The following is a 21,440-nucleotide window of genomic DNA, read 5'->3' as shown; positions in this document are numbered from 1 at the left end:
TGAGTAACAACAAAAAAAAAGACATTATGGAAAACAGAGATTTATCAAAATCCATTGGAGTTGGCGTTTTTATATTGTTAGGGCTTCTTTCGTTAGGTTTTTTTATCTACAAAGGATTAAAAACATTTAGTGATAAAGATAGAATAGTAACCGTAAAAGGATTGGCCGAAATGAATATGACGGCAGAAAGTGCCACCATTTCGTTGAGTTTTTCATTTTCGGGAGATGAATTGCAAGATATTATTCAGCGTACAGAAACGAAGAAGAATTCAATTGTTTCTTATCTCAAGAAAAAAGGATACAACGAAAACGAACTAAAAATTAACAATATAAATGTATATGATCGGCAGAAATATTACGAGGCAAGGTGGATAAACGGAGTACAAACAGAAGTTAAAATAGATAGATACACCATAACACAAAGTTTAACAATTCAGTCGAAAGATGTGAAAACGACAGAAGACAAAGTGTCGGAAATTGAGTTGGATTTAATCAGCAAAGACTTAACATCCAATATTTCAAGCAATTACGTCTTCCCTGAATTAAACTCTATCAAACCTCAGTTAATAGCCGAAAGCACAAAAAATGCACGTGTGGCCGGAGAGCAATTTGCAAACGATTCGAAGGCAAAACTGGGAAAAATAAAAACCGCTTCACAAGGTCAAATTACCATTGCCGGGCAATATTATTATGATGAAGACATGGGTGGATACAGTGAAAAACCCAAAGAGCCATACTTGCAAAAAGCACGTGTGGTAAGTACTATTGTTTTCTTTTTAGAATAAAGATTTTGCCTTTCTTAAAGCATCAAGTGGTTGTTTCATTTATACAAAAACATAAACGATATGAAAAAAGAAACGAAGAAAGATGGTTTTTACTATTTGGAACTGGTGTTTGAAATTGCTGGTTGGGTGCTTATTGTTCTTTCTCCTGCACTGATTGGTGCGGCCATTGGAGCTTTTATCTACATGGGAAATCAAACAATCGACACGTTGATTATCGGCATATTTCTGACTTTTGTTGGCTTAGTGTTAGGTATTGTATTGGCCAATAAACAATGTGAAGGAAAAGGAACCATCCATTTCTTATCACGAGTTTCTGCCACGCCCGATTTGGATAAACAAACTGAGGAGGAAATTGAAAAGTGAATAATCTTCACTTTTTTATCAATACTTTATACAAACATTCTTTGCTTCTGTAAAAAACCGAAGGGCTTCCCAGCCACCTTCTCTGCCCACACCAGAATTTTTCATTCCGCCAAATGGTGTTCTCAAATCTCTCACAAGCCAGCAATTTATCCAAACAATTCCGGCCTTCAACTGATCGGCTACCCGATGTGCCCGACTCAAATTTTCTGTCCAAACGGTTGATGCAAGTCCGTATCCCGTTGAGTTTGCCAATGCTATGGCCTCTTCTTCCGTATCAAATGGTTGAATAGTTACCACGGGGCCAAATATTTCTTCTTGATTGGTACGGCAGGTCTCGTTGAGCCCTTCTATTACCGTTGGCCGCAAATACCAGCCACCTGCTTCTTCTCCCGTTAGCTTCACCTCTTCGCCTCCGGTCAACACCACTCCTCCTTCTTCTTGAGCAAGCTGAATGTAGCTTTTTATTTTTTCAAAATGCGGCTGAGACACAATGGCTCCCAAACGGCTGTCTGATTCGTTGGGATTTCCAACCTTCATGGCAGCCACCTTTTCTACAAATGCTGTTTTAAATTTTTCGTAAATGCCTCTTTGCACATATATGCGAGAACCGCACAAACAAATCTGCCCTTGATTGGCAAAAGATGAATTGAGTGTGGTTTTGAGCATTTTATCAAAATCGCAATCATCAAAAATGATGTTTGGGTTTTTGCCGCCAAGCTCAAGGCTCAGTTTTTTAAACATTGGAGCCGCTGTTCGAGCTATGTGAGCCCCAGTGGTGGTTCCACCAGTAAATGAGATAAGTGTTACATCGGGGTGTTCCACAATGGCATTTCCGGTTTCGGTGCCCAATCCATGCACAATGTTAAACACTCCGGCAGGCATTCCGGCCTCTATGCAGAGTTCTGAAAGTTTGTAGGCCGTCATGGGCGTTACCTCGCTGGGTTTTGCAACCACCGTGTTGCCGGCAGCCAACGCCGGAGCTACTTTCCAGCTGAAAAGATACAACGGCAAATTCCATGGAGATATGCAGCCTGCCACCCCAATGGCCGTTCGGGTGGTGTAGTTTATAATATTATCGCTGGTGCGATGGCTCTCGCTGGCAAAATGCTTTATGGCTGTTGCAAAAAAAGCGAAGTTATCGCGAGCTCGAGGTATATCCACCTCTCTGGCCAACCACAAAGGCTTGCCATTGTCTTTGCTTTCGGCCTCGGCCAATGTTTCTAAATTTTCATTTATCAAATTAGACAACCTCAACAAAATATCCGAACGCTCTTCGTTTCTCATGCTGCTCCACGCAGGGAAAGCCGCTTTGGCTGCCGAAACAGCTTCATCTACATCTGCCTTTCCAGAACGAGGAATGTGGCTATATACCTTGCCGGTTGAAGGTTGAAAATTATCCAAATATTCTCCCGAAATTGGCTCCACTAACTGTCCGTTGATGTAATTTTTGAGTTTGTACATACTAATGCAAAATTGACGGCTCGAATTTAGTGAAGTTTATGCAGACCGTTTTTTATTAAATCCATGTTTAAGATTCAAAGTAACCAGAATAATTAGGGTTAATTCATACGATTAACCATAAACTTTAGTCTAATTATTTTTACTAATCCTAAAAATATGCTTTTATCAACAATTTTTCTGACATGGTAATACGGCCTGACAAAGGGTGCTTTGTGGGAGTTTTTTTTATAAATGAATGGTTGAAGTATATGGACTACAAGGGAAGAGCAAGTATTAACATTTCTGGAGACGATATTCGAGTGCAGATTTAGACTGGATTGAACAACGATCTATCACACATTTGAGATTAAGTGGAGTAAAAGTAAAAATCAACCGCGGCAAAGTTGGCAAACCGACTATCCAAATCAACAATATAATTGCATTATCACCAATAATTTCTTTGATTGGGTGCTTTGAAATTAAGTTTGCAAAATGAATTATTTCGACGCTCAACAATATCAAAACATTAAAGAACTGCAAGCTGGTGAGTATGAAAACTGCCGTTTTGCCGAATGTAATTTTGGCGATCAGAATTTTTCGGAATTCAAGTTTATTGATTGCTCGTTTATCAACTGCAATCTCAGTCTCGTGAAAATATCTAATGCAACTTTTCGAGATGTTTTGTTTGACCAATGCAAAATGTTAGGGCTTCATTTTGATACGTGCAACAAATTTGGACTTTCGGTAACATTTAATAACTGCAACCTTCAGAGTTGTTCATTTTATCAAACCCTGCTAAAAAATACCAGCTTTACAAATTGTGATTTAACCGAGACTGATTTTACCGAATGTGATTTGACCAATGCTGTTTTTGATACTTGCAATTTGCTTTATGCCACCTTTGACCAAAGTATTTTAGAAAAAACAGACTTCCGAACTGCAAACCATTTCATCCTATCTCCCGAGAAAAATAGGTTAAAAAAAACGCTGTTTTCTAAAGAAAATTTGGTTGGTTTGGTTTCTCATTTAGACATTAAACTTGAATAAGTTATGAATATAAAAACCGTTTCGCAGCAATTGGAAAGCGTGGTTCGTGATGTGCCTGATTTTCCAAAACCGGGCATTGTTTTTAAAGACATTACACCTGTTTTGAAAGACCATAAACTATGCAATGACATTGCCGACACATTTGCCACAAGATACAAACACCTGAATTTAGACGCAGTTGTTGGCATTGAATCAAGAGGCTTTTTGTTTGGAATGCTTATAGCCAATCGGTTAAATATTCCTTTTATCCCCATAAGAAAAGCCGGAAAACTACCCTATAACACCTTGCAAGAAAAATACGATTTAGAATATGGCAATGCCACCATAGAAATTCACGAAGATGCTTTAAAACCAGGCAGCAAAGTGGTGCTACATGATGATTTGCTTGCCACGGGCGGCACTGCCAGGGCAGGGTTCAAACTCCTGCAACGACTTGAGGCACAAGTGGTTGAATTTTCTTTTCTTATAGAACTTGAATTTTTGGGAGGTCGAAATCTATTACCCCCTGACACTCCTGTTTTTTCATTGTTAACCTATCAATAAAAAACATACCTCAACCCAAAAGCAGTCATTGTGGTTGTTGGTTTCAAAATATCGCGTTTATAAATAGAATTCAAACTCCAAACCCCTGAAATTCTGAAATAGGGTTGCCAATGAAAGCGATTAACATTCACTTCCATACCCGAATTTAATCGTGTATGGATTTTGTTGAAATCGTTGCCAACAATGTTTGAATTGGTCAACAACATAACATCAAATCCCGTACGAGCCGAAATTCCAAAGGTTCTCTTATTTACAAACTTGTATGCCACCGAAACGGGCAGATGAATGTAGTTTGCCGATTCTGCCTTTTGAGTTAATTCTATTTTGGCATTTGCCGTGTCTTTAGAAACTCTGGTTTCCACGATTTCTTTTATCAGCCACACTTTTCTGCCATTGGCATTATACTCACTGTTGACCAATGTAAAATATCTATTGGTGGTATCCACTTTTTCACCCACAACTTGGTTTCTTACCACCGATTCGGTTTGCACCTTCGACAGTCCTGCCCCAATCTCCAACGCCCATTTGTTTTTGTAAACACCTACCCTACTCGTTACTTCTTGCCACTTGTTAAAATAACGCATGGTTGTTCCAAATTCTTGGCTTTCAACACTTCTGGTTGGCGTTTTATTTGTTGCCGACATGTTGGCTTCAGCGGAAACATAAAATCTCCATTGTCTGGAATTCTTGTAAACCGAATTCAATCCTGCCGATTGACCTTTCCAATCATATCTTTCAAACTGAATTTCCTTTTTGGCTGACATTGCCTCTAAATAATCCGTTGATATTGCCCTTTTATCTTTTGGCAATTCTCCTCTCAACTCACCTCCTTTTCCCGTCTCAAAACTCCGTTTTGCCTTCCATTCTTCGAGCTGTTTTGCAAAATCGTCAATTCCCAATTCGCCCCTTTTTGATAAAGGCTCTTCATATTTTATTTTGGGATTTGATGATTTAGCGAAGCTTTTTTCTTGAATTGTTTCAGTTGCATTTTTTGTTGATTCTTCAGTTGTTGCATTCGTGTTTGAATCATTAAAATCAGTGAAATTTTCAACTTTACTTTCCTCTGCTGTTTGACTTTCTACTTGAATATCACTCCTTTTGGTAGAATCTAATTTATTCATCGACCACCATAAGCCAACACAAACCAACGCCACTAAAGCGGCAACTATATAAATAATCCTTTTCTTTTTAACCGGATAAAGTACCTCCAACTGTTCACTGGCCTTATTCCACAATTCGGCATCCGGGCTGTATTCCTGTTGATGCCCCTTTTTAAACATTTCATCTAATTTATCCCAACTGCTCATAGTTCTACTTTTATGTTTTGCAATCGTTTTGTTTCGGCAGCCAACATGGCTTGCAACTGTTTTCTGGCCATATTTAAGTGCCATTTTGAAGTTCCTTCGCTTACCTCAAGCATTTCTGATATTTCCCTGTGTTTGTATCCATCAATTACATATAGGTTGAATACCTGCGAGGTGGTTTCGGGCAACTGTTTTATCAGGTTTAAAATATCTTCGGCATTCAATTTTTGGTTTACATCCATTTCGGTAGATTCAACCATAAACTCCAAATCATTTATTGAAGCCTCATTCGGTATATACTTTTTATTTTGTCTATATTCATCCACTAAGTGCCTGATGGCAATGGTTTTGACCCAGGGTAAAAATGGTTTATTTATATCTATGGCAACTAACCCTTTCAATATCTTAAAATAAATTGCGTTTAAAGCTGATCCCGCATCATCATAGTTGGTTTTGTATCGTATGCAAATGTTCATCAAATAACTAAAAAGCTCATTGTAAAGCTCATTTTGAGCCCTCCTTTTGTTTTGCAAACAATCTTTTATGAGCTTTGGGGATATTGACATAAGCTAAAAAGAGCGATTCGCCTGCGGCGAATCGCTCCTAATTGTAGGTTATAGAATTAATTAGTCAATTTGATAAATTTCTCTCTTACCATTACTTGCTTGCCCGATATTTCAATTAAATACAGTCCATCGGGCTGATGGGCTATGTCCAAATTCGCTTTTCCATCCGCTTCCATTTCAACCTCAGAAATCAAAATGCCGTTCATTGAATAAATTCTTACAATTGCCCCTTCTGATTTTCCTTGAACCAACTCAATATTAACCAGCCCTGAGGTTGGGTTTGGATAGATGCGAAAATTATTTTTATTCAATTTATTGCCAACACCCAGTTGGTCAAGAACTTCAATATCAAAACCATCAACCTTTAGTAACCTTCCCAACGAATCAAGCCCTAACGTGTCGCAATAAGTATCATAACAATTGGCTGAAGAATCTATTACCGTAAGACACACATTGTATCTACCAAAGGTTGAGTAATGGTGGCTTGGATTGCGTTGGGTTGATGTGCCTCCATCTCCAAAATTCCAATAATATTGATGTGATGATTTGTTGGATGAGCCATTAATTAAGTACAACTTATACTTTGTATTGGTATCAACCGCTACTCTAAAAAATGCCGTGCAACTTTTCATACTGTCAATAGTTACCGACTTGCAGATGGAATCTACGCATCCACTATCGTAAGCATAAAGGCAAACAGTATATGTTCCAAAATAGGTGTAATGATGACTCGGATTTTTTTGTGTCGAAGAAGTTCCATCACCAAAACTCCACAAATATTGAGTGGTGTTTGACGAGGACATGTTTTTGAAATGGGCAATGGTATCCATCACATAAAAGCTGAAATCGGCCTGACAACCAGTAGCTGAGCCTCCAACCACGATACTATCGCAATAGGTACTTTGACATCCAGTAGTATCCCAAACGGTGAGGCATGCATTATATGTGCCCTGTTTTGAATAAGTGTGTACAATACTTACCGAGTTATTGCCTGTGCTGGTTGCTCCGTCTCCAAAAGTCCAATAGTAAAACCTATTGGCCTGATATACTCCCGAAAATCGAACCGAATTTCCGCTAATTTGCGTACTAAACGCTGCATTGCAACTATCTGGATATACTATTATGTATTGACAAGAAGTATCATTGCAACCCAACGTAGAATCCATTATATAATGACACACCTGATATGTGGTGGCTGTTGTGACGGGTTGATAGGTGTAAGTAACACTGCCCCCACCACCACTAACCGAATGCCCATCACCAAAAGTCCAATAATGATGAGTGGTTGCCACATTTGAATTTGCTTTTAATGCAACTACATTTTTATATTGAGAGAGCGTAAAACTCACATCGCACGTATCTGGATAAACCGTAACCGTTTTGCAAACGGAATCACTGCAAGCCATACTTGAATCACTCACATAATGGCAAACATTAAAAGTCTGAATAGATGTTGTTTGATATTTATGATAAGGGCTAAAACTGCTTGATGTATCACCATCGCCAAAGGTCCAACGGTATATTTTACTGCTATAATCTTTGGGGTAAAAGCTAACCGAGCTTCCGCTTACATAAGTATCGAAATCCGCATTGCAATTGTTGCCATTTGGTAGGGCAATAGTTACACAATATTGATCTGAACACGTAGCTGTGCTATCATAAATTTGTAAACAAACCGTTGCCCAGCTCAATGAAGAACTATACTTGTGTATCGGATTTTTGGCTGTGGAAGTTGTCCCATCGCCAAAAGTCCATATATGGGTGGCGGCCTTGGTTGAATTATCTACAAAATAAACCGAGTCTCCTTTTATATAACTCGAAAAATGTGCATCGCAGCCCGTGGTATAAACTACGGTAACACAAAATGTATCTGCACATGGCACTTTTGAATCCATAACAATTCTGCAAACCTTATAGGTTCCGGCACTATTGTATTTATGCTGTGCAAAACCAAATGTGGAATCCCGAGTTCCATCGCCAAAATCCCAATGTTCCTGTGTATATTGATTTCCGGAAGAATCCTGAAAATAAAACAGTCCGGAAACACTGGTCATATACCAGGAAAACTGTGCATCGCATTGTGCGTTGGCTTGGGTATTGCTCAAAAACAAAAGCCAAATAATTCCAATAATGTAAAGTATCTTTCTCATATTTTTTATTCTCTTTTGAAAAACCAATACGAAGCTAAGGATAAAATGGTTGGATGAATTTTTAAAAAAAGTTATTTGCTCCCCATTTCTTTACTTTTGACATTTGTTTTATCACTGTTTTTATGCCGCACATAAGACTTCAAACCATCATTAAAGCTCCCGTTGAACGGGTTTTTGATTTATCGAGAAGTATTGATTTGCACCAAATTTCAACTTCAAATACGGATGAAACAGCCATTTCGGGAGTTGTTTCAGGTTTGATTGATTTGAACGAAACGGTAACTTGGAAGGCAAAACATTTTGGAATATACCAGCATCTTACCAGTAGAATTACAGAACTTCAGTTTCCGCATTTTTTTGTTGACGAAATGGAAAAAGGAATCTTCAAAAGCCTTTACCACAAGCACCTTTTTGAAGACAATAATGGAAGTTGTGTGATGACGGACTATTTCGACTACCAAGCTCCTTTGGGCATTTTGGGAAGACTCGCAGATATTCTATTCTTAAAAAAATACTTAACCAAAGTGTTGGTTGAAAGAAACGCTATCATAAAGAAATATGCCGAAGGAAATGATTGGCACGAAATTATTCAGAGAGAAAAAACCATCAGAATGGATCCGAATACTTAGGATTATTCAGAAATTTTTCGTCTGTAAGCGTATTCAAAAATGCTTTGATGTCGGCCATTTCCTCCTCAGTTATTCTGTTTCGAGGAGCAATGGTCATTAAGTCTCTGGGTGCATTAGAGTTGTTGGAAGTATTCAGATTATTACCCACCTCTTCATAAAACCGAATTACCTCGTCAATGGTCATAAAACGACCATCATGCATATACGGAGCGGTCACCATAATATTTCTTAATGAAGGCGTTTTAAAGCTAAATTTATCTTTTGTAAGTTTTGTAAAACCCATTTTACCCGAATCCTTAGGGTATGGATCCAGAGCCGTGTTGTGCGATTTATTGTCAATTAAAAGTGATGTTGAATGGCAATTAAAACACCCTTTTATTTTTAATGCGTTGAAACCTTTTAGTTCTGCACTTGTAAGTTCTACTTCTCCTCTATTTGATCTATCAAATTTTGAATTGTCAGAGGTAATGCTTAACAAAAACTGCTCGAGTGCTTTCTCTAAATGCTCTTTTAAAATTGTGTCTGTATTAAATGCGTCTTTAAATTTTTGCCGATACATGGCCGAGTTGTTTAGTTTCACTAAAACATCAGGTATCCGTGCATCCATTTCTATGGGATTTTCAATGGGCATCGTAGCTAATTGTCGTAAGGTTTTTGCTCGGCTGTCCCAGAAAAAGCTATCTACCCACATTAAATTAAAGATAGTCATTGCATTACGCTTTCCGAAACTACCTCTTATTCCCTGACTCACAGGATTGCCATTATCCGTAAAAGCAAATTTTTGATTGTGGCATGTTCCACAGGCTTGAGTGCCATCTCCACTTAGCATTGGGTCGTAAAACAAATGTCTTCCTAAGTCAACTCCGGCCAATGTAAGGGGGTTGTCTGCCGGAATTCGTAAAGGTGGCAAATCTGTTCGTTCCACCAGTGCGGTATCGGCTTTGCTGCCGGGGCCAATAATTTCTGGCGGTGGTTCGGGGCCACAACCACTCATAAACCCACCAACTGCAAATACCGACAGCAGTATAAGAAAATGTTTTAGATATTTCAAGTATCTCGTATCTATCAGTTGATTCATCGCATGTCAAAAATCGATTACTGTATGATAAGAGTTTTGTTTTCAGTAACAGATTTATCAGACTCGATAGATAGAGTGTATGCTCCTGGAACTAATCCATCAACGCTAATGGTGTTTGCTCGCAATCCTGACTGAACTTCTATTACTCTAACAACCTCACCAAGCATGTTCATAATTTTAACATTTGTTACGGTTGTCAAATCTGATTCTACTGTTACCTCAGAGGTAGCAGGATTAGGGTACATGCTTATCACGCCATCCGCAATGGTAGCAGAATTTTGAAAGGAATAGGGAAACTCAAAATCAAGTCTATCTGTATTTTGATTGGTTACCTGCGAAACAAGATTCAAATCACTTCCAAAGGTATAAACATTCATTTTGCCGTTAATCATTTTACCAACAAAGATGAACTCATTTTGAGCGTCAATTTTCACAAATCCATCATTGATGATTTTCACTCCACCTAAATTTACAACCTCATTTTGGGCAGTAATTTCGTGTGTTTTCAAACTCATCTCCCCTATTTTAAGGATGGACTCTTCTCCACTTTTTTCTACAAACAACACCTTCAGATTGTCTTTTGTATTGTCATATACAAAATCCAGAATGTCATAATCAATAGTTGTTTGACTTTCAATAACATTCGAGGCGGCATTTATTTTGAATAGTTTATTGGTGCCAGTAACGTCTTTAGAAGCAAAATAAAGCATTTGGGTTTTATGAACATAGCACACATTACTCAAAGATACATCCTGAGCCAATCCGTTGCCATCAACGGGGGTCACATTGCCCACAAAAGGAGCGTTTACACCGCTGGTAATGGAAAGAGATGAAAGTTTAATTTTCCCCGTTAAACCTCCAGTGTTCATATCAAAAACCACCATTGAAATATCTTCATTGTTGTTTCCGTAGGGATTAAAATTGCCTTCCTCTGTGATAAAGCCCATTCTATTTTTCTCGCCAATGGCAAAAGATGTCATTATAGAAGCGTTAATAGGCACTGTCTTTATTACCTCTCCGTTTTGAGCGTTTGCAAACACAATTTGCTGAGCTCCTGGGTGAACAGCAAACCTCAAAGTTGGGTCGTTCGTCTCTGTAACAAACGTCAACATACCGGATGATTGATTATTATAAAGAGAATTAGCCAAGTATTTCTGACCATTTTGGATAGAAACCTCGCCTACATTGTTCAGGACACTCCCATGCTGATCTAAATTTACTATCTTAATCTTCGATGTTTGTTCATTCCACTGAACCCCTTTTACCGCAGGTGTTTGGGCAAAAACATTTACCCCCATCAAAACTGTTCCTGACAAAAATGCTATTAGATGCTTCTTCATAATCAAAAATAAAGTGTCAAATTTAAGGATAAGAGATGTTAGATGCAACCAACCAAAGTCATTTTTAATGTCATATTTCGTTAGAATTTTCTTTAAGAAAAAAAGAAACAATACTTTTTGGTTTTTCAATTATGAATTTTAAATTTGCCGCCGCTCAAAGGAGGACACATTGATTTGACAGAACAAAACAACGAATTAGAGAACGAACAAGTATCTCTTGATGCTGCCGAAACCCAGGATGTTACGGCGGAACAAACCGAACAAAACGAAATTACAGAAACAATTACCGAAGACTTTGTGAACACATCTGACGAAGATGAGGAAGACGAAGTAGCAGAAGTTAGAAGACCTAAAGTCGAAATTAACGACAATCCGGTTCACGATGCTAATGCATTTGATTGGTCTATGGACAAAGAAGGCTTTGGACAGTATGACGATTCTAACAAAAATGAATTGATGGGATTGTATTCTCAAACGTTCAACACCATCGAAGCTGGTTCAATCATTAAAGGTAAAGTTGTGTCAATGACCAAAAAATACGTGGTTGTTGATGTTAACTTTAAATCGGATGGTTTGGTTGGTAGAACAGAGTTCAAAAACCAACCTGATTTAAAAGTTGGCGATGAGGTTGAAGTTTATGTAGTGGAAACAGAAGATGCTCTTGGTCAATTAGTTCTTTCAAGAAGAAAAGCATTAGCTGAAACTTCTTGGGATATGGTTACCAAAGCTCAAGAAACCGGCGAAATTGTTCGAGGTTTAGTAAAATCTAGAACCAAAGGTGGTTTGGTAGTTGATGTTAACGGACTTGACGCATTCTTGCCAGGTTCTCAAATCGACGTTAAACCAATTCGCGACTACGACCAATACGTTGGTCAAACAATGGAATTTAAGGTTGTTAAGATTAACGAAGCCTTCAAAAACGTTGTTATTTCGCACAAAGCTCTTATCGAAGATGATATTGAAGCCCAAAAAGGAGAAATCCTTTCAAGACTTGAAAAAGGTCAAGTGCTTGAAGGTGTTGTTAAAAACATGACTTCTTTTGGTGTGTTCATCGACCTTGGTGGTTTAGACGGATTGCTTCACATTACTGACGTATCTTGGGGCAGAATCAACCATCCGGAAGAAGTATTGCAACTTGACCAAAAAATCAACGTTGTGGTGCTTGACTTCGATGACGATAAAAAACGAATTTCTCTTGGCTTAAAACAACTTACTCCTCACCCATGGGCTGATTTGAGTGCCGACATTCAAGTTGGGTCTAAAGTAAAAGGTAAAGTAGTTACTGTGGCCGATTACGGTGCATTTATCGAAGTTGCTCCGGGTATAGAAGGTTTAGTTCACGTTTCAGAAATGTCTTGGTCTCAACATTTGAGAACACCTCAAGACTTTATGCAAGTGGGCGATGAAGTAGAAGCTGTGGTGCTTACTCTTGAAAAAGATGAACACAAAATGTCTCTTGGCATAAAACAACTTACTCCTGACCCATGGGAAAACATCGAAGCTAAATATCCAATTGAAAGCAAACACAAAGGTGTGGTTAGAAATCTTACCAACTACGGTTTGTTTGTAGAATTGGAAGAAGGTGTTGATGGCTTAGTACACGTAAGTGATTTGAGCTGGAGCAAAAAAATTAAGCATCCTGCCGAGTTTACTAAAAAAGGAGAAGAGTTAGAGGTTATCGTTCTTGAAATAGACCGCGAAAACAGACGTTTGAGCCTTGGTCATAAACAATTGGACGAAAATCCTTGGGATACATTTGAAAGCATTTTCACCGAAGGTTCGGAACACGAAGGAACTGTTACTGAAATGACCGACAAGGGTGCTACCATTGCTCTTCCTTATGGTGTAGAAGGTTTTGCTCCTAATAAACACATCAAAAAAGAAGATAAAACTTCGGTAAAAGTTGATGAGGTTTTGAATTTCAGAATCATTGAGTTCAACAAAGATCAAAAAAGAATCATTGTTTCTCATACCGATATTTGGAAAGAGCAAGAAAGAGCCCGCATTGACGGCGATGATGAGGCCAAGAAAAAATCAGCAAAACAAGCCAGCAAAATGGTTAAGAAACTGAACAAGTCTAACGACGTTTCTACCCTCGGCGAGCTTGACGGTTTAGCAGAACTTAAAGCCAAGATGGAAGCAGAAAACAGAAAATCTGCCGAAGCAAAATTGGCTAAAATGGAAAAGGAAAAATCAGACAAAGTTTCTTCTGATGAGCCTGCTCCAAAAAAAGAAAAAGCAGCTAAATCTAACACTGGTGCTGATGATATGAAAAAATTGGCCGGTGTTGGCCCTGCATTGGAGAAAAAAATCCATGAAGCGGGTTATACAACTTATGCCCAGTTGGCAGCTTTAAACGCTGATCAAATAGTGGAATTAGAAACCACCATTGGCAAAGCTGACGCTTTCTCGAAAAATGGCTGGTCAGAGCAACTTAAAGAGTTCTTAGCAAATTAAGATTGCATAAAACATTTAATATATTAACTAAAAATCCCATTTTTGAATGGGATTTTTTTTTTGCTTAAAAATTAAGAAAATGAATTATTGGCTTATTAAATCTGAACCTCACAAATACAGTTGGGAGCAGTTTGAAAAAGACGGAAAAACATTTTGGGACGGTGTGCGAAACTATGCCGCTCGCAACAATATGCGTGATATGAAATTGGGCGATCAATGTTTGTTTTACCACAGCAATGAAGGAAAAGAAATTGTAGGTATTGCTGAGGTTGAAAGAGAAAGCTATCCAGACCCAACCATAAACGACGAAACATGGGTGGCCGTTGATGTAAAACCAATTCAAAAATTATCAAAAACAATAACCCTATCAGAAATAAAAGAACATCCGGTACTCAAAAGCATGGAAATGGTTCGGCTCAACCGGCTATCCGTTTCTAAAGTAACGAAAAAAGAATTTGACCTTATTAAAAAACTGGGAAGTTAAAATGTTGAAAAGGCTACTCATAGAAAGCACCCAATTGGAGTTTGTTCTGCACCGCATGGCTATGGAATTGTACGAAAATCACACACTTTTCGAACACTCTGCCATTATTGGATTGCAGCCTCGCGGCAGTGCGTTGGCACGAAAAATTAGACAAATTTTAACGGATGATTTCGGAATAAAAAATATTAGATACGGTGAGTTAGACAGTACATTTTATCGAGATGATTTTAGAAGAAGCGAAAAAATATTGCTTCCCAATACCATGGAAATTGAATTTTCTATTGAAGGCTTGCATATTATTTTAGTAGATGATGTGCTCTATACTGGCAGGTCGGTGCGAGCCGCCTTGAACGCTCTTTCTGATTTTGGGCGACCTGCCAAAACAGAGCTTTTAACCCTTATCGACCGAAGATTTAAAAGAGAACTACCCATTCAGCCAGATTATGTTGGACTTAATGTAGATAGCAGAGCCAACGATAAAGTAATTGTGGATTTAGTGAACGAACAAAAAGTTTGGATAGAAACCGAAAAGAAATGACAAGGCTCTCGACAAAACATTTATTGGGTATAAAAGACCTGACTGCTCATGACATAAACCTCATTTTTGAGACAGCAGATAATTTTAAGAAAATTTTAGCCCGACCCATAAAAAAAGTTCCTTCCCTTCGCGATATTACCATTGCCAATGTGTTTTTTGAAAACTCAACAAGAACAAAAATTTCGTTTGAACTTGCCGAAAAAAGGTTGTCGGCAGATATTGTCAACTTTGCCAGTTCGTCTTCATCTGTATCAAAAGGCGAAACACTGATTGACACCGTAAACAATATTCTCTCCATGAAAGTGGACATGGTGGTAATGCGGCATCCTGCACCGGGGGCGGCTCAATTTTTAGCTAAAAATGTAGATGCTCAAATTGTAAATGCGGGAGACGGAACACACGAACATCCAACGCAGGCCTTGTTAGATGCATACTCCATTCGTGAAAAAATGGGTAGTTTGAAGGGCAAAAAAGTGGTTATAGTCGGCGATATTCTTCACAGTCGTGTGGCACTTTCAAATATCTACTGCCTCAAAAAGTTGGGAGCCGAAGTAGCCGTTTGTGGGCCTCCTACCTTAATTCCAAAGCACATCGACAGCTTGGGGGTAAAAGTAGAATATGACCTACAAAAAGCCATTGATTGGTGCGATGTTGCCAATATGCTCCGCATTCAATTAGAACGGCAGGACACAAAATATTTCCCGAGTTTAAGAGAATACAGTATGCAATATGGCCTTACCATGCGGCATTTGGAGAAATTAAAAAAGGAAATTATTATACTTCATCCGGGTCCAATAAACCGTGGCGTAGAGATTAGCTCAGAAGTGGCCGACTCTGATTATTCTATCATACTTAATCAGGTAGAAAATGGGGTGGCCATTCGTATGTCGGTTCTATATTTATTGGCGGCTCAAAGAAATTAAGCGTGAAAAATACCCGCATTTTTATTTTATACACAGGCGGAACCATCGGCATGGCACCTCAAAATCAGGAAGACCCCGCAAGCCCGCTAACACCTCAAAACTGGAAGCAACTTCAGCGTTTTATGCCTGCCATAAAACCAAACGGTTATTTTTCAAAAACCAAGAATATCGAATTTGAATACCACTCATTTTCGCAACTGCTCGATTCTTCTCAATTTAACATTGGGCATTGGCAGCAAATGGCTACTGAAATTGAACGCAGATACAATGATTTTGATGGTTTCATAATTATACACGGCACAGACACAATGGCCTACACGGCCTCTGCACTCAGTTTTGTTTTCGAAAATCTGACAAAACCCATTGTGCTTACAGGTTCGCAACTCCCTATTTCTCACACCAGAACAGATGCGGTAACCAATTTTAGCAACGCCATCCATATTGCAGCTTCTTCCGCTTTCGGACTACCCGTAATTAATGAAGTTTCAATTTGTTTTAACGACAAAGTTTTTAGAGGAAACAGATGCACAAAAGCCAGCACCAACGATTTTGAAGGTTTCACATCGCCAAACTATCCTGCATTGGCAGAGCTTGAAGAAAGCATAAAGGTAAACACCAAATCATTGTGGCAAAATGGCAGAGAAAAATTTAACTGCAATTCAAACTTCAACCCAAATGTGTTGGTTTTGACTCTTTTTCCGGGAATAAGAACCGACCTTTTGACAAAATTGGTTGAAGACTCCGATGTGGATGGAATCATTATTAAAACGTTTGGCAGCGGCAACGCCCCGTGTTCGCCCCAGTTTTTAGATGTTCTAAAAAATGCTAAAGACCAAGGCACTTTTGTAATGTTCATTACTCAATGTTTGCAAGGGTCTGTTCATTTGGGCAAATATGCAGCCAGCAACATTTTTAAAGAAATTGGTGTAATATCAGGCTACGACATTACCACCGAAGCTGCCCTATCCAAAATGATGTGGGTTTTGGCCCAAAAAATTACCAAAAAAGAGCAAGAAAAACTTCTGCTTTCCAATATCAGAGGAGAAATAACCATATAAGCCACAAAAGGTCGTTTTTCGTTTATTGAATGTGGATAACATCGACAAAAAAGTGCCTGTTTTCGGGCATTTTAACCCTAATTTTACCCTTTTAACCTACATTCAAAAAATGTCAGAAAACAAACAACAAAGCTCGAATTATGGAGCTGATAACATACAGGTTTTAGAGGGTCTTGAAGCGGTAAGAAAAAGACCTGCAATGTATATAGGCGATGTTGGCCTGAAGGGTTTGCATCACCTTGTTTATGAAGTGGTTGACAACAGCATTGACGAAGCTCTTGCAGGATATTGCGACACCATAAAGGTATTTATTAACGAAGACAACAGTATAACCGTTGAAGACAACGGTCGTGGGATTCCGGTGGCCATGCACGCTAAAGAAAAACGGTCAGCTTTAGAGGTTGTTATGACCGTGCTTCATGCCGGTGGTAAATTTGACAAAGACACATACAAAGTTTCCGGAGGTTTGCACGGTGTTGGGGTTAGTTGTGTTAATGCCCTATCTACCAAATTGTTGGCCACCATTAAACGCGACGGTCATATCTATCAACAAGAATACTCCATCGGAAAACCTGTTTCTGGTGTTGACGTTATTGGCGATTCTGACGAACGAGGCACAACGGTGAGTTTTTGGCCAGATGACTCCATTTTTCAAAACACCGTTTACAACTACGAAACGCTGGCTTCACGACTTCGAGAATTAGCGTATCTCAACAAAGGAATTCGGCTTATTTTGACCGATAAACGTGAAAAAGAAGATAATGGCGAATATCTCTCAACAGAATTTCATTCAGAAGGTGGTTTAACCGAATTTGTAAAATTTTTAGATGGAACCCGTGAGGCTCTTATTCCAACTCCAATTTACGCAGAGGGCGAAAAATCTGGCGTTCCGGTAGAAATTGCTTTTCAATACAACGGAAGCTACACGGAAAATTTACACTCTTATGTAAATAACATTAACACCATAGAGGGTGGAACACACGTAGCCGGATTTAGAAGAGCTTTGACAAGAACACTCAAATCGTATGCGGAGAAAGAAGGTTTCTTTTCTAAATTAAAATTTGAGATAAGTGGGGAAGACTTTAGAGAAGGTTTAACAGGAGTTATTTCTGTAAAAGTAGCCGAACCACAATTTGAGGGTCAAACAAAAACAAAACTTGGCAATAGCGAGGTAATGGGTGCTGTTGATCAGGCTGTGGGTGAAATGCTGCTCAACTATTTGGAAGAAAATCCGAATCAGGCAAAAGCCATTATAAACAAAGTGGTTTTGGCGGCTCAAGCCCGCCATGCAGCACGAAAAGCCCGCGAAATGGTGCAACGAAAAGGTGCTATGAGCGGAGCCGGTTTGCCCGGAAAACTTTCTGACTGCTCGGAAAAAGATCCGGCGGCATGTGAAATATATTTGGTAGAGGGCGACTCGGCAGGGGGAACGGCAAAACAAGGCCGAGACAGAGCTTTTCAAGCCATTTTGCCCCTTCGAGGTAAAATTTTAAACGTGGAAAAAGCCCTCGAACACAAAATATATGACAACGAAGAAATAAAAAACATGTTTACAGCTCTTGGTGTAACCATGGGTACAGAAGAAGACGAAAAAGAACTCAACATCGTAAAACTCCGTTATCACAAAATAATAATCATGACGGATGCGGATGTTGACGGAAGCCATATTAGAACGTTGATTCTTACACTGTTTTTCAGATACATGAAAAAACTGATAGACCACGGATATATATACATTGCCACTCCACCCCTTTATCAAGTAAAAAAGGGAAAAGAAGCCGTTTATACCTGGAGCGACAACGAGCGAGACACGGAGGTAAAGAGATTGGGCGGGGATAGACCCGATAGCGTTACGGTGCAACGATACAAAGGTTTGGGAGAGATGAACGCTGAGCAGTTGTGGGAAACAACCATGGATCCTGCTCGCAGAACTCTAAAACGAGTTACGCTTGATAGTGCTGCAGAAGCCGACAGAATTTTCTCAATGCTGATGGGCGACGAAGTGCCACCCCGAAGAGAATTTATTGAGGCACATGCACGCTACGCAAAGATTGATGTGTAATATGACACAATAAATTTCTGCCAATACAGTTTTCATCATACATTTGACTTTATTTATAAGACTATGAAATCAAAATTTTTATTTCTGTTGGCAATTGTTGCCTTGTCGTTTACTACCACCAAAATGGAAAGTAAAATCGACATTAATCTTAACGGTTTTGAGGGTGAGACATTGAGTTTGAAGAATCTGAAAAATTTAAACAGCCTTCAGATTGATTTTTCCCCCTCATTCAAGGAAAATAATCCTGTTTCTGAACTTTGGAATATTGATGAATTTGGTTTGATTATCGCACCTAAAACTGGCTCTGCTAGTGTTTACACATTCAAAACAGATAGCAGAAACATTGGCAAAAATGTAATCGAAAAAATAATTGCCGGTGGAGACTCTACCCGTGTAATTATAGATAGAATCAAGGCATCCAAAATACTTTATGAAAACAGCATTGAGACTAAAGAAACAAAAAACCTAATGCCTCGGATTTACAAAGTAGTTGAGTAGCGAATTGCATTCTTTGACCAACATTTTGCAATAAAAATTGAATTTGAAATTTTTGATTACATTATTTCAGGCCGAAATTCTATTGATTATTATTTTTGTTTGCAGCTCTTTCGACCATATGGGAAATCCCCCCCCAAAAAAAAAGTCTGACTATTAACAAAATAGATTCCTGCTGCATATCAAAATCGTATTTAAAAATGCATGATTCTTTGCAACTTGATATTATGCTTGACACAAAGCATCCGGAGCGATACAACAACGCATTACTTCAATTGAAAAGTTTCAGGGTTCTGGTTATCCCAAAAAATGACACCGTTAGAGCATATAATTTCGACAATACCCAAGTCATTGAAAAAAGGTATATTGAGGAAATCACAAAATCCGACTTCACGTTTTTGGTAATTGATCAGATAATGGTTAGAGAACTATGGGCTAGAGCAGATACCTTTGTTGTTGGCTCTACCATCCAGCTAGCACCAAGCACTTACAGGATATTAGATTAAAAATCAAAATCTCTAACTTTCTTTTGCGTAAAAAGAAAAAAAAGTTCAAATTTGCAGTCCTTAAAAAATAAGCGATGTCGAGAGTATGTGATTTAACGGGAAAAAAGGCTTTGAAAGGCAACCATGTTTCCCATTCAAATATTAAAACAAAGCGAAGATTTTACCCAAATCTTCACACTAAAAAATTCTATATCCCAGAAGAAGATGCTTGGATTACATTAAAAGTATCTACTTCGGCTTTAAGAACTATTAACAAAAAAGGCATTACAGCTTGTTTAGACGGGTTTGTAAAAAACGGCAAAATATAATCGGCAATGGCAAAGAAAGGAAACAGAGTTCAAGTGATAATGGAGTGCACAGAGCACAAAACGAGCGGTATGCCCGGCACTTCTCGCTACATTACCACCAAAAATAAAAAGAACACTACCGAGCGTTTGGAGTTGAAAAAATACAACCCCATTTTAAAGAAAGTAACCGTTCATAAAGAAATTAAATAATAAAGAGACATGGCAAAGAAGGTAGTTGCAACACTTAAAACCGGAACAGGTAGAGATTGGGCTAAGGTTATCAAAGCTGTTAAGTCTCCAAAGACCGGTGCGTACACGTTTAAAGAAGAGATTATTCCTACCGAAGCGGTAAAGGAATATTTTAAATAACATTTTTAAAAAATCTTTTTAAGCTTCCAGGTGTTTCATCAGGAGGCTTTTTTTGTTTATAGACATGGGATTATTTGATTTTTTTAAAAAAGAGAAATCGGTTGAGGAAAAACAAAAACTGGATCAAGGGTTAGAAAAAACCAAATCCAGCATTTTTAGTAAAATCTCAAAAGCATTGGTCGGCAAAAGTTCGATAGACGATGATTTTCTCGATGAATTGGAGGAAATTTTGATTTCGTCGGATGTTGGGGTAAACACAACACTCAATATCATCGACCGACTACAAAAGCGTGTTTCTAAGGATAAATATATTGGTGCTGCGGAGTTAAACTCATTACTAAAAGATGAAATTTCGCACCTATTAACAGAAAACAAGAAAGAAGATTTGAATGCCTCTGCCAAACCTTATGTGGTAATGGTGGTGGGCGTGAATGGTGTTGGCAAAACCACCACCATTGGTAAACTGGCCAATATGTATAAAAATGCAGGCAAAAAAGTGCTACTGGGTGCCGGTGATACATTTAGAGCCGCAGCGGTTGACCAACTAACTATTTGGAGTCAGCGAGTGGGCGTTCCTATTGTTTCAAAAGGAATGAATACGGATCCTGCGGCGGTAGCCTTTGATGCTGTTAAACAAGGGGTTGACCAAGATGTTGACCTAATATTGATTGATACCGCCGGGCGTTTACATAATAAAGTCAATCTTATGAATGAGTTGAGTAAGATTAAACGCGTTATGAGCAAAGTTATACCCGATGCACCGCACGAAGTACTCTTAGTTCTTGATGCCAGTACCGGACAAAATGCTTATGAACAAGCCAAGCAATTTACTGCTGCCACCGAGGTTAATGCCCTGGCCTTAACCAAACTTGACGGCACTGCCCGTGGAGGCGTGGTAATTGGTATTTCGGAGCAATTTAAAATTCCTGTAAAATACATTGGCATTGGTGAAGGTATTAATGACATACAATATTTTGAACCTACTGATTTTGTCGAATCTTTATTCTCGAATTAAT

General features: G+C 38.7%; 23 protein-coding genes. 17 read left to right on the top strand and 6 right to left on the bottom strand.

Annotated features, from left to right (window positions below; translation table 11 throughout):
- The first annotated feature begins 26 nt into the window (after positions 1-26).
- Both H6607_02970 and H6607_02965 read left to right on the top strand, forming a co-directional pair.
- Positions 27-785, top strand: coding sequence for an SIMPL domain-containing protein (locus H6607_02970; protein MCB9261327.1), 759 nt, complete (start codon positions 27-29; stop codon positions 783-785).
- 60 nt (positions 786-845) lie between these two features.
- A complete protein-coding gene (locus tag H6607_02965) occupies positions 846-1,148 on the top strand; it encodes a hypothetical protein (protein MCB9261326.1) in 303 nt (100 codons plus the stop codon).
- An 18-nt stretch (positions 1,149-1,166) separates the two neighbouring features.
- Here the strand turns inward: H6607_02965 and H6607_02960 are convergent, their stop codons facing one another.
- A complete protein-coding gene (locus tag H6607_02960; GenBank protein MCB9261325.1) occupies positions 1,167-2,609 on the bottom strand; it encodes an aldehyde dehydrogenase in 1,443 nt (480 codons plus the stop codon).
- Positions 2,610-3,080: 471 nt separating this feature from the next.
- Between H6607_02960 and H6607_02955 the strand changes: the two genes are divergently transcribed.
- Complete coding sequence (locus tag H6607_02955; GenBank protein ID MCB9261324.1) at positions 3,081-3,635, top strand: pentapeptide repeat-containing protein; 555 nt, start codon at positions 3,081-3,083, stop codon at positions 3,633-3,635.
- Positions 3,636-3,638: 3 nt separating this feature from the next.
- Positions 3,639-4,178 carry an adenine phosphoribosyltransferase gene (locus H6607_02950; protein MCB9261323.1) on the top strand — a complete coding sequence of 180 codons (540 nt, stop codon included), beginning with the start codon at positions 3,639-3,641 and terminating at the stop codon, positions 4,176-4,178.
- Here H6607_02950 and H6607_02945 read toward each other — a convergent pair.
- Genes H6607_02945 through H6607_02935 form a run of 3 tightly spaced genes read right to left on the bottom strand, consistent with a single transcriptional unit; the run spans position 4,172 to position 8,198 of the window.
- Positions 4,172-5,485, bottom strand: coding sequence for a hypothetical protein (locus H6607_02945; protein ID MCB9261322.1), 1,314 nt, complete (start codon positions 5,483-5,485; stop codon positions 4,172-4,174). The genes H6607_02950 and H6607_02945 overlap by 7 nt on opposite strands.
- Positions 5,482-6,048, bottom strand: coding sequence for an RNA polymerase sigma factor (locus tag H6607_02940; protein MCB9261321.1), 567 nt, complete (start codon positions 6,046-6,048; stop codon positions 5,482-5,484). Before H6607_02940 ends, H6607_02945 begins: the two co-directional genes overlap by 4 nt.
- 56 nt (positions 6,049-6,104) lie before the next feature.
- Positions 6,105-8,198 carry a PKD domain-containing protein gene (locus tag H6607_02935; GenBank protein MCB9261320.1) on the bottom strand — a complete coding sequence of 698 codons (2,094 nt, stop codon included), beginning with the start codon at positions 8,196-8,198 and terminating at the stop codon, positions 6,105-6,107.
- A 122-nt stretch (positions 8,199-8,320) separates the two neighbouring features.
- Here H6607_02935 and H6607_02930 point away from each other — a divergent pair, with 122 nt between their 5' ends.
- The gene (locus H6607_02930) at positions 8,321-8,827 is read left to right on the top strand and encodes an SRPBCC family protein (protein ID MCB9261319.1); all 507 of its coding nucleotides are present in this window, start codon (positions 8,321-8,323) and stop codon (positions 8,825-8,827) included.
- Here H6607_02930 and H6607_02925 read toward each other — a convergent pair.
- Together H6607_02925 and H6607_02920 are read right to left on the bottom strand one after the other, a co-directional pair.
- Positions 8,805-9,905 (bottom strand): c-type cytochrome, encoded by a 1,101-nt coding sequence (locus H6607_02925; GenBank protein ID MCB9261318.1) that lies wholly within the window; start codon positions 9,903-9,905, stop codon positions 8,805-8,807. The genes H6607_02930 and H6607_02925 overlap by 23 nt on opposite strands.
- A gap of 17 nt (positions 9,906-9,922) precedes the next feature.
- Entirely contained in the window at positions 9,923-11,245 is a 1,323-nt protein-coding gene (locus H6607_02920; GenBank protein ID MCB9261317.1) for a T9SS type A sorting domain-containing protein, read from the bottom strand.
- 360 nt (positions 11,246-11,605) lie between these two features.
- Between H6607_02920 and rpsA the strand changes: the two genes are divergently transcribed.
- From rpsA to ftsY, 12 genes are all read left to right on the top strand, one after another.
- Positions 11,606-13,702, top strand: a complete 2,097-nt coding sequence (rpsA, locus tag H6607_02915; GenBank protein MCB9261316.1) for a 30S ribosomal protein S1 — start codon at positions 11,606-11,608, stop codon at positions 13,700-13,702.
- 79 nt (positions 13,703-13,781) lie between these two features.
- Positions 13,782-14,186, top strand: coding sequence for an EVE domain-containing protein (locus tag H6607_02910; GenBank protein ID MCB9261315.1), 405 nt, complete (start codon positions 13,782-13,784; stop codon positions 14,184-14,186).
- 1 nt (position 14,187) lies between these two features.
- Positions 14,188-14,724, top strand: coding sequence for a bifunctional pyr operon transcriptional regulator/uracil phosphoribosyltransferase PyrR (gene pyrR, locus H6607_02905; protein MCB9261314.1), 537 nt, complete (start codon positions 14,188-14,190; stop codon positions 14,722-14,724).
- Positions 14,721-15,647, top strand: a complete 927-nt coding sequence (locus tag H6607_02900; GenBank protein ID MCB9261313.1) for an aspartate carbamoyltransferase catalytic subunit — start codon at positions 14,721-14,723, stop codon at positions 15,645-15,647. Before pyrR ends, H6607_02900 begins: the two co-directional genes overlap by 4 nt.
- A 2-nt stretch (positions 15,648-15,649) precedes the next feature.
- Entirely contained in the window at positions 15,650-16,705 is a 1,056-nt protein-coding gene (locus H6607_02895) for an asparaginase (GenBank protein ID MCB9261312.1), read from the top strand.
- A gap of 109 nt (positions 16,706-16,814) precedes the next feature.
- Positions 16,815-18,767: a DNA topoisomerase (ATP-hydrolyzing) subunit B gene (gene gyrB / locus H6607_02890; protein ID MCB9261311.1), complete on the top strand. Its 1,953-nt coding sequence runs from the start codon at positions 16,815-16,817 to the stop codon at positions 18,765-18,767.
- 63 nt (positions 18,768-18,830) lie between these two features.
- On the top strand, positions 18,831-19,265 hold the full coding sequence (locus H6607_02885) for a hypothetical protein (GenBank protein MCB9261310.1): 435 nt from the start codon (positions 18,831-18,833) through the stop codon (positions 19,263-19,265).
- Between the two features lie 224 nt (positions 19,266-19,489).
- Complete coding sequence (locus H6607_02880; protein MCB9261309.1) at positions 19,490-19,768, top strand: hypothetical protein; 279 nt, start codon at positions 19,490-19,492, stop codon at positions 19,766-19,768.
- Between the two features lie 74 nt (positions 19,769-19,842).
- Positions 19,843-20,076, top strand: coding sequence for a 50S ribosomal protein L28 (locus H6607_02875; protein MCB9261308.1), 234 nt, complete (start codon positions 19,843-19,845; stop codon positions 20,074-20,076).
- A 6-nt stretch (positions 20,077-20,082) separates the two neighbouring features.
- Positions 20,083-20,265: a 50S ribosomal protein L33 gene (gene rpmG / locus H6607_02870; GenBank protein MCB9261307.1), complete on the top strand. Its 183-nt coding sequence runs from the start codon at positions 20,083-20,085 to the stop codon at positions 20,263-20,265.
- 9 nt (positions 20,266-20,274) lie between these two features.
- Positions 20,275-20,424: a DUF4295 domain-containing protein gene (locus H6607_02865; GenBank protein ID MCB9261306.1), complete on the top strand. Its 150-nt coding sequence runs from the start codon at positions 20,275-20,277 to the stop codon at positions 20,422-20,424.
- A gap of 64 nt (positions 20,425-20,488) precedes the next feature.
- Positions 20,489-21,439 (top strand): signal recognition particle-docking protein FtsY, encoded by a 951-nt coding sequence (gene ftsY, locus H6607_02860; GenBank protein ID MCB9261305.1) that lies wholly within the window; start codon positions 20,489-20,491, stop codon positions 21,437-21,439.
- The last annotated feature ends 1 nt before the right edge of the window (position 21,440 follow it).

It is taken from the genome of Flavobacteriales bacterium (genome assembly GCA_020635395.1).
GTDB lineage: Bacteria > Bacteroidota > Bacteroidia > NS11-12g > UBA9320 > UBA987.
This window is presented reverse-complemented; position numbering and strand designations above follow the sequence as displayed.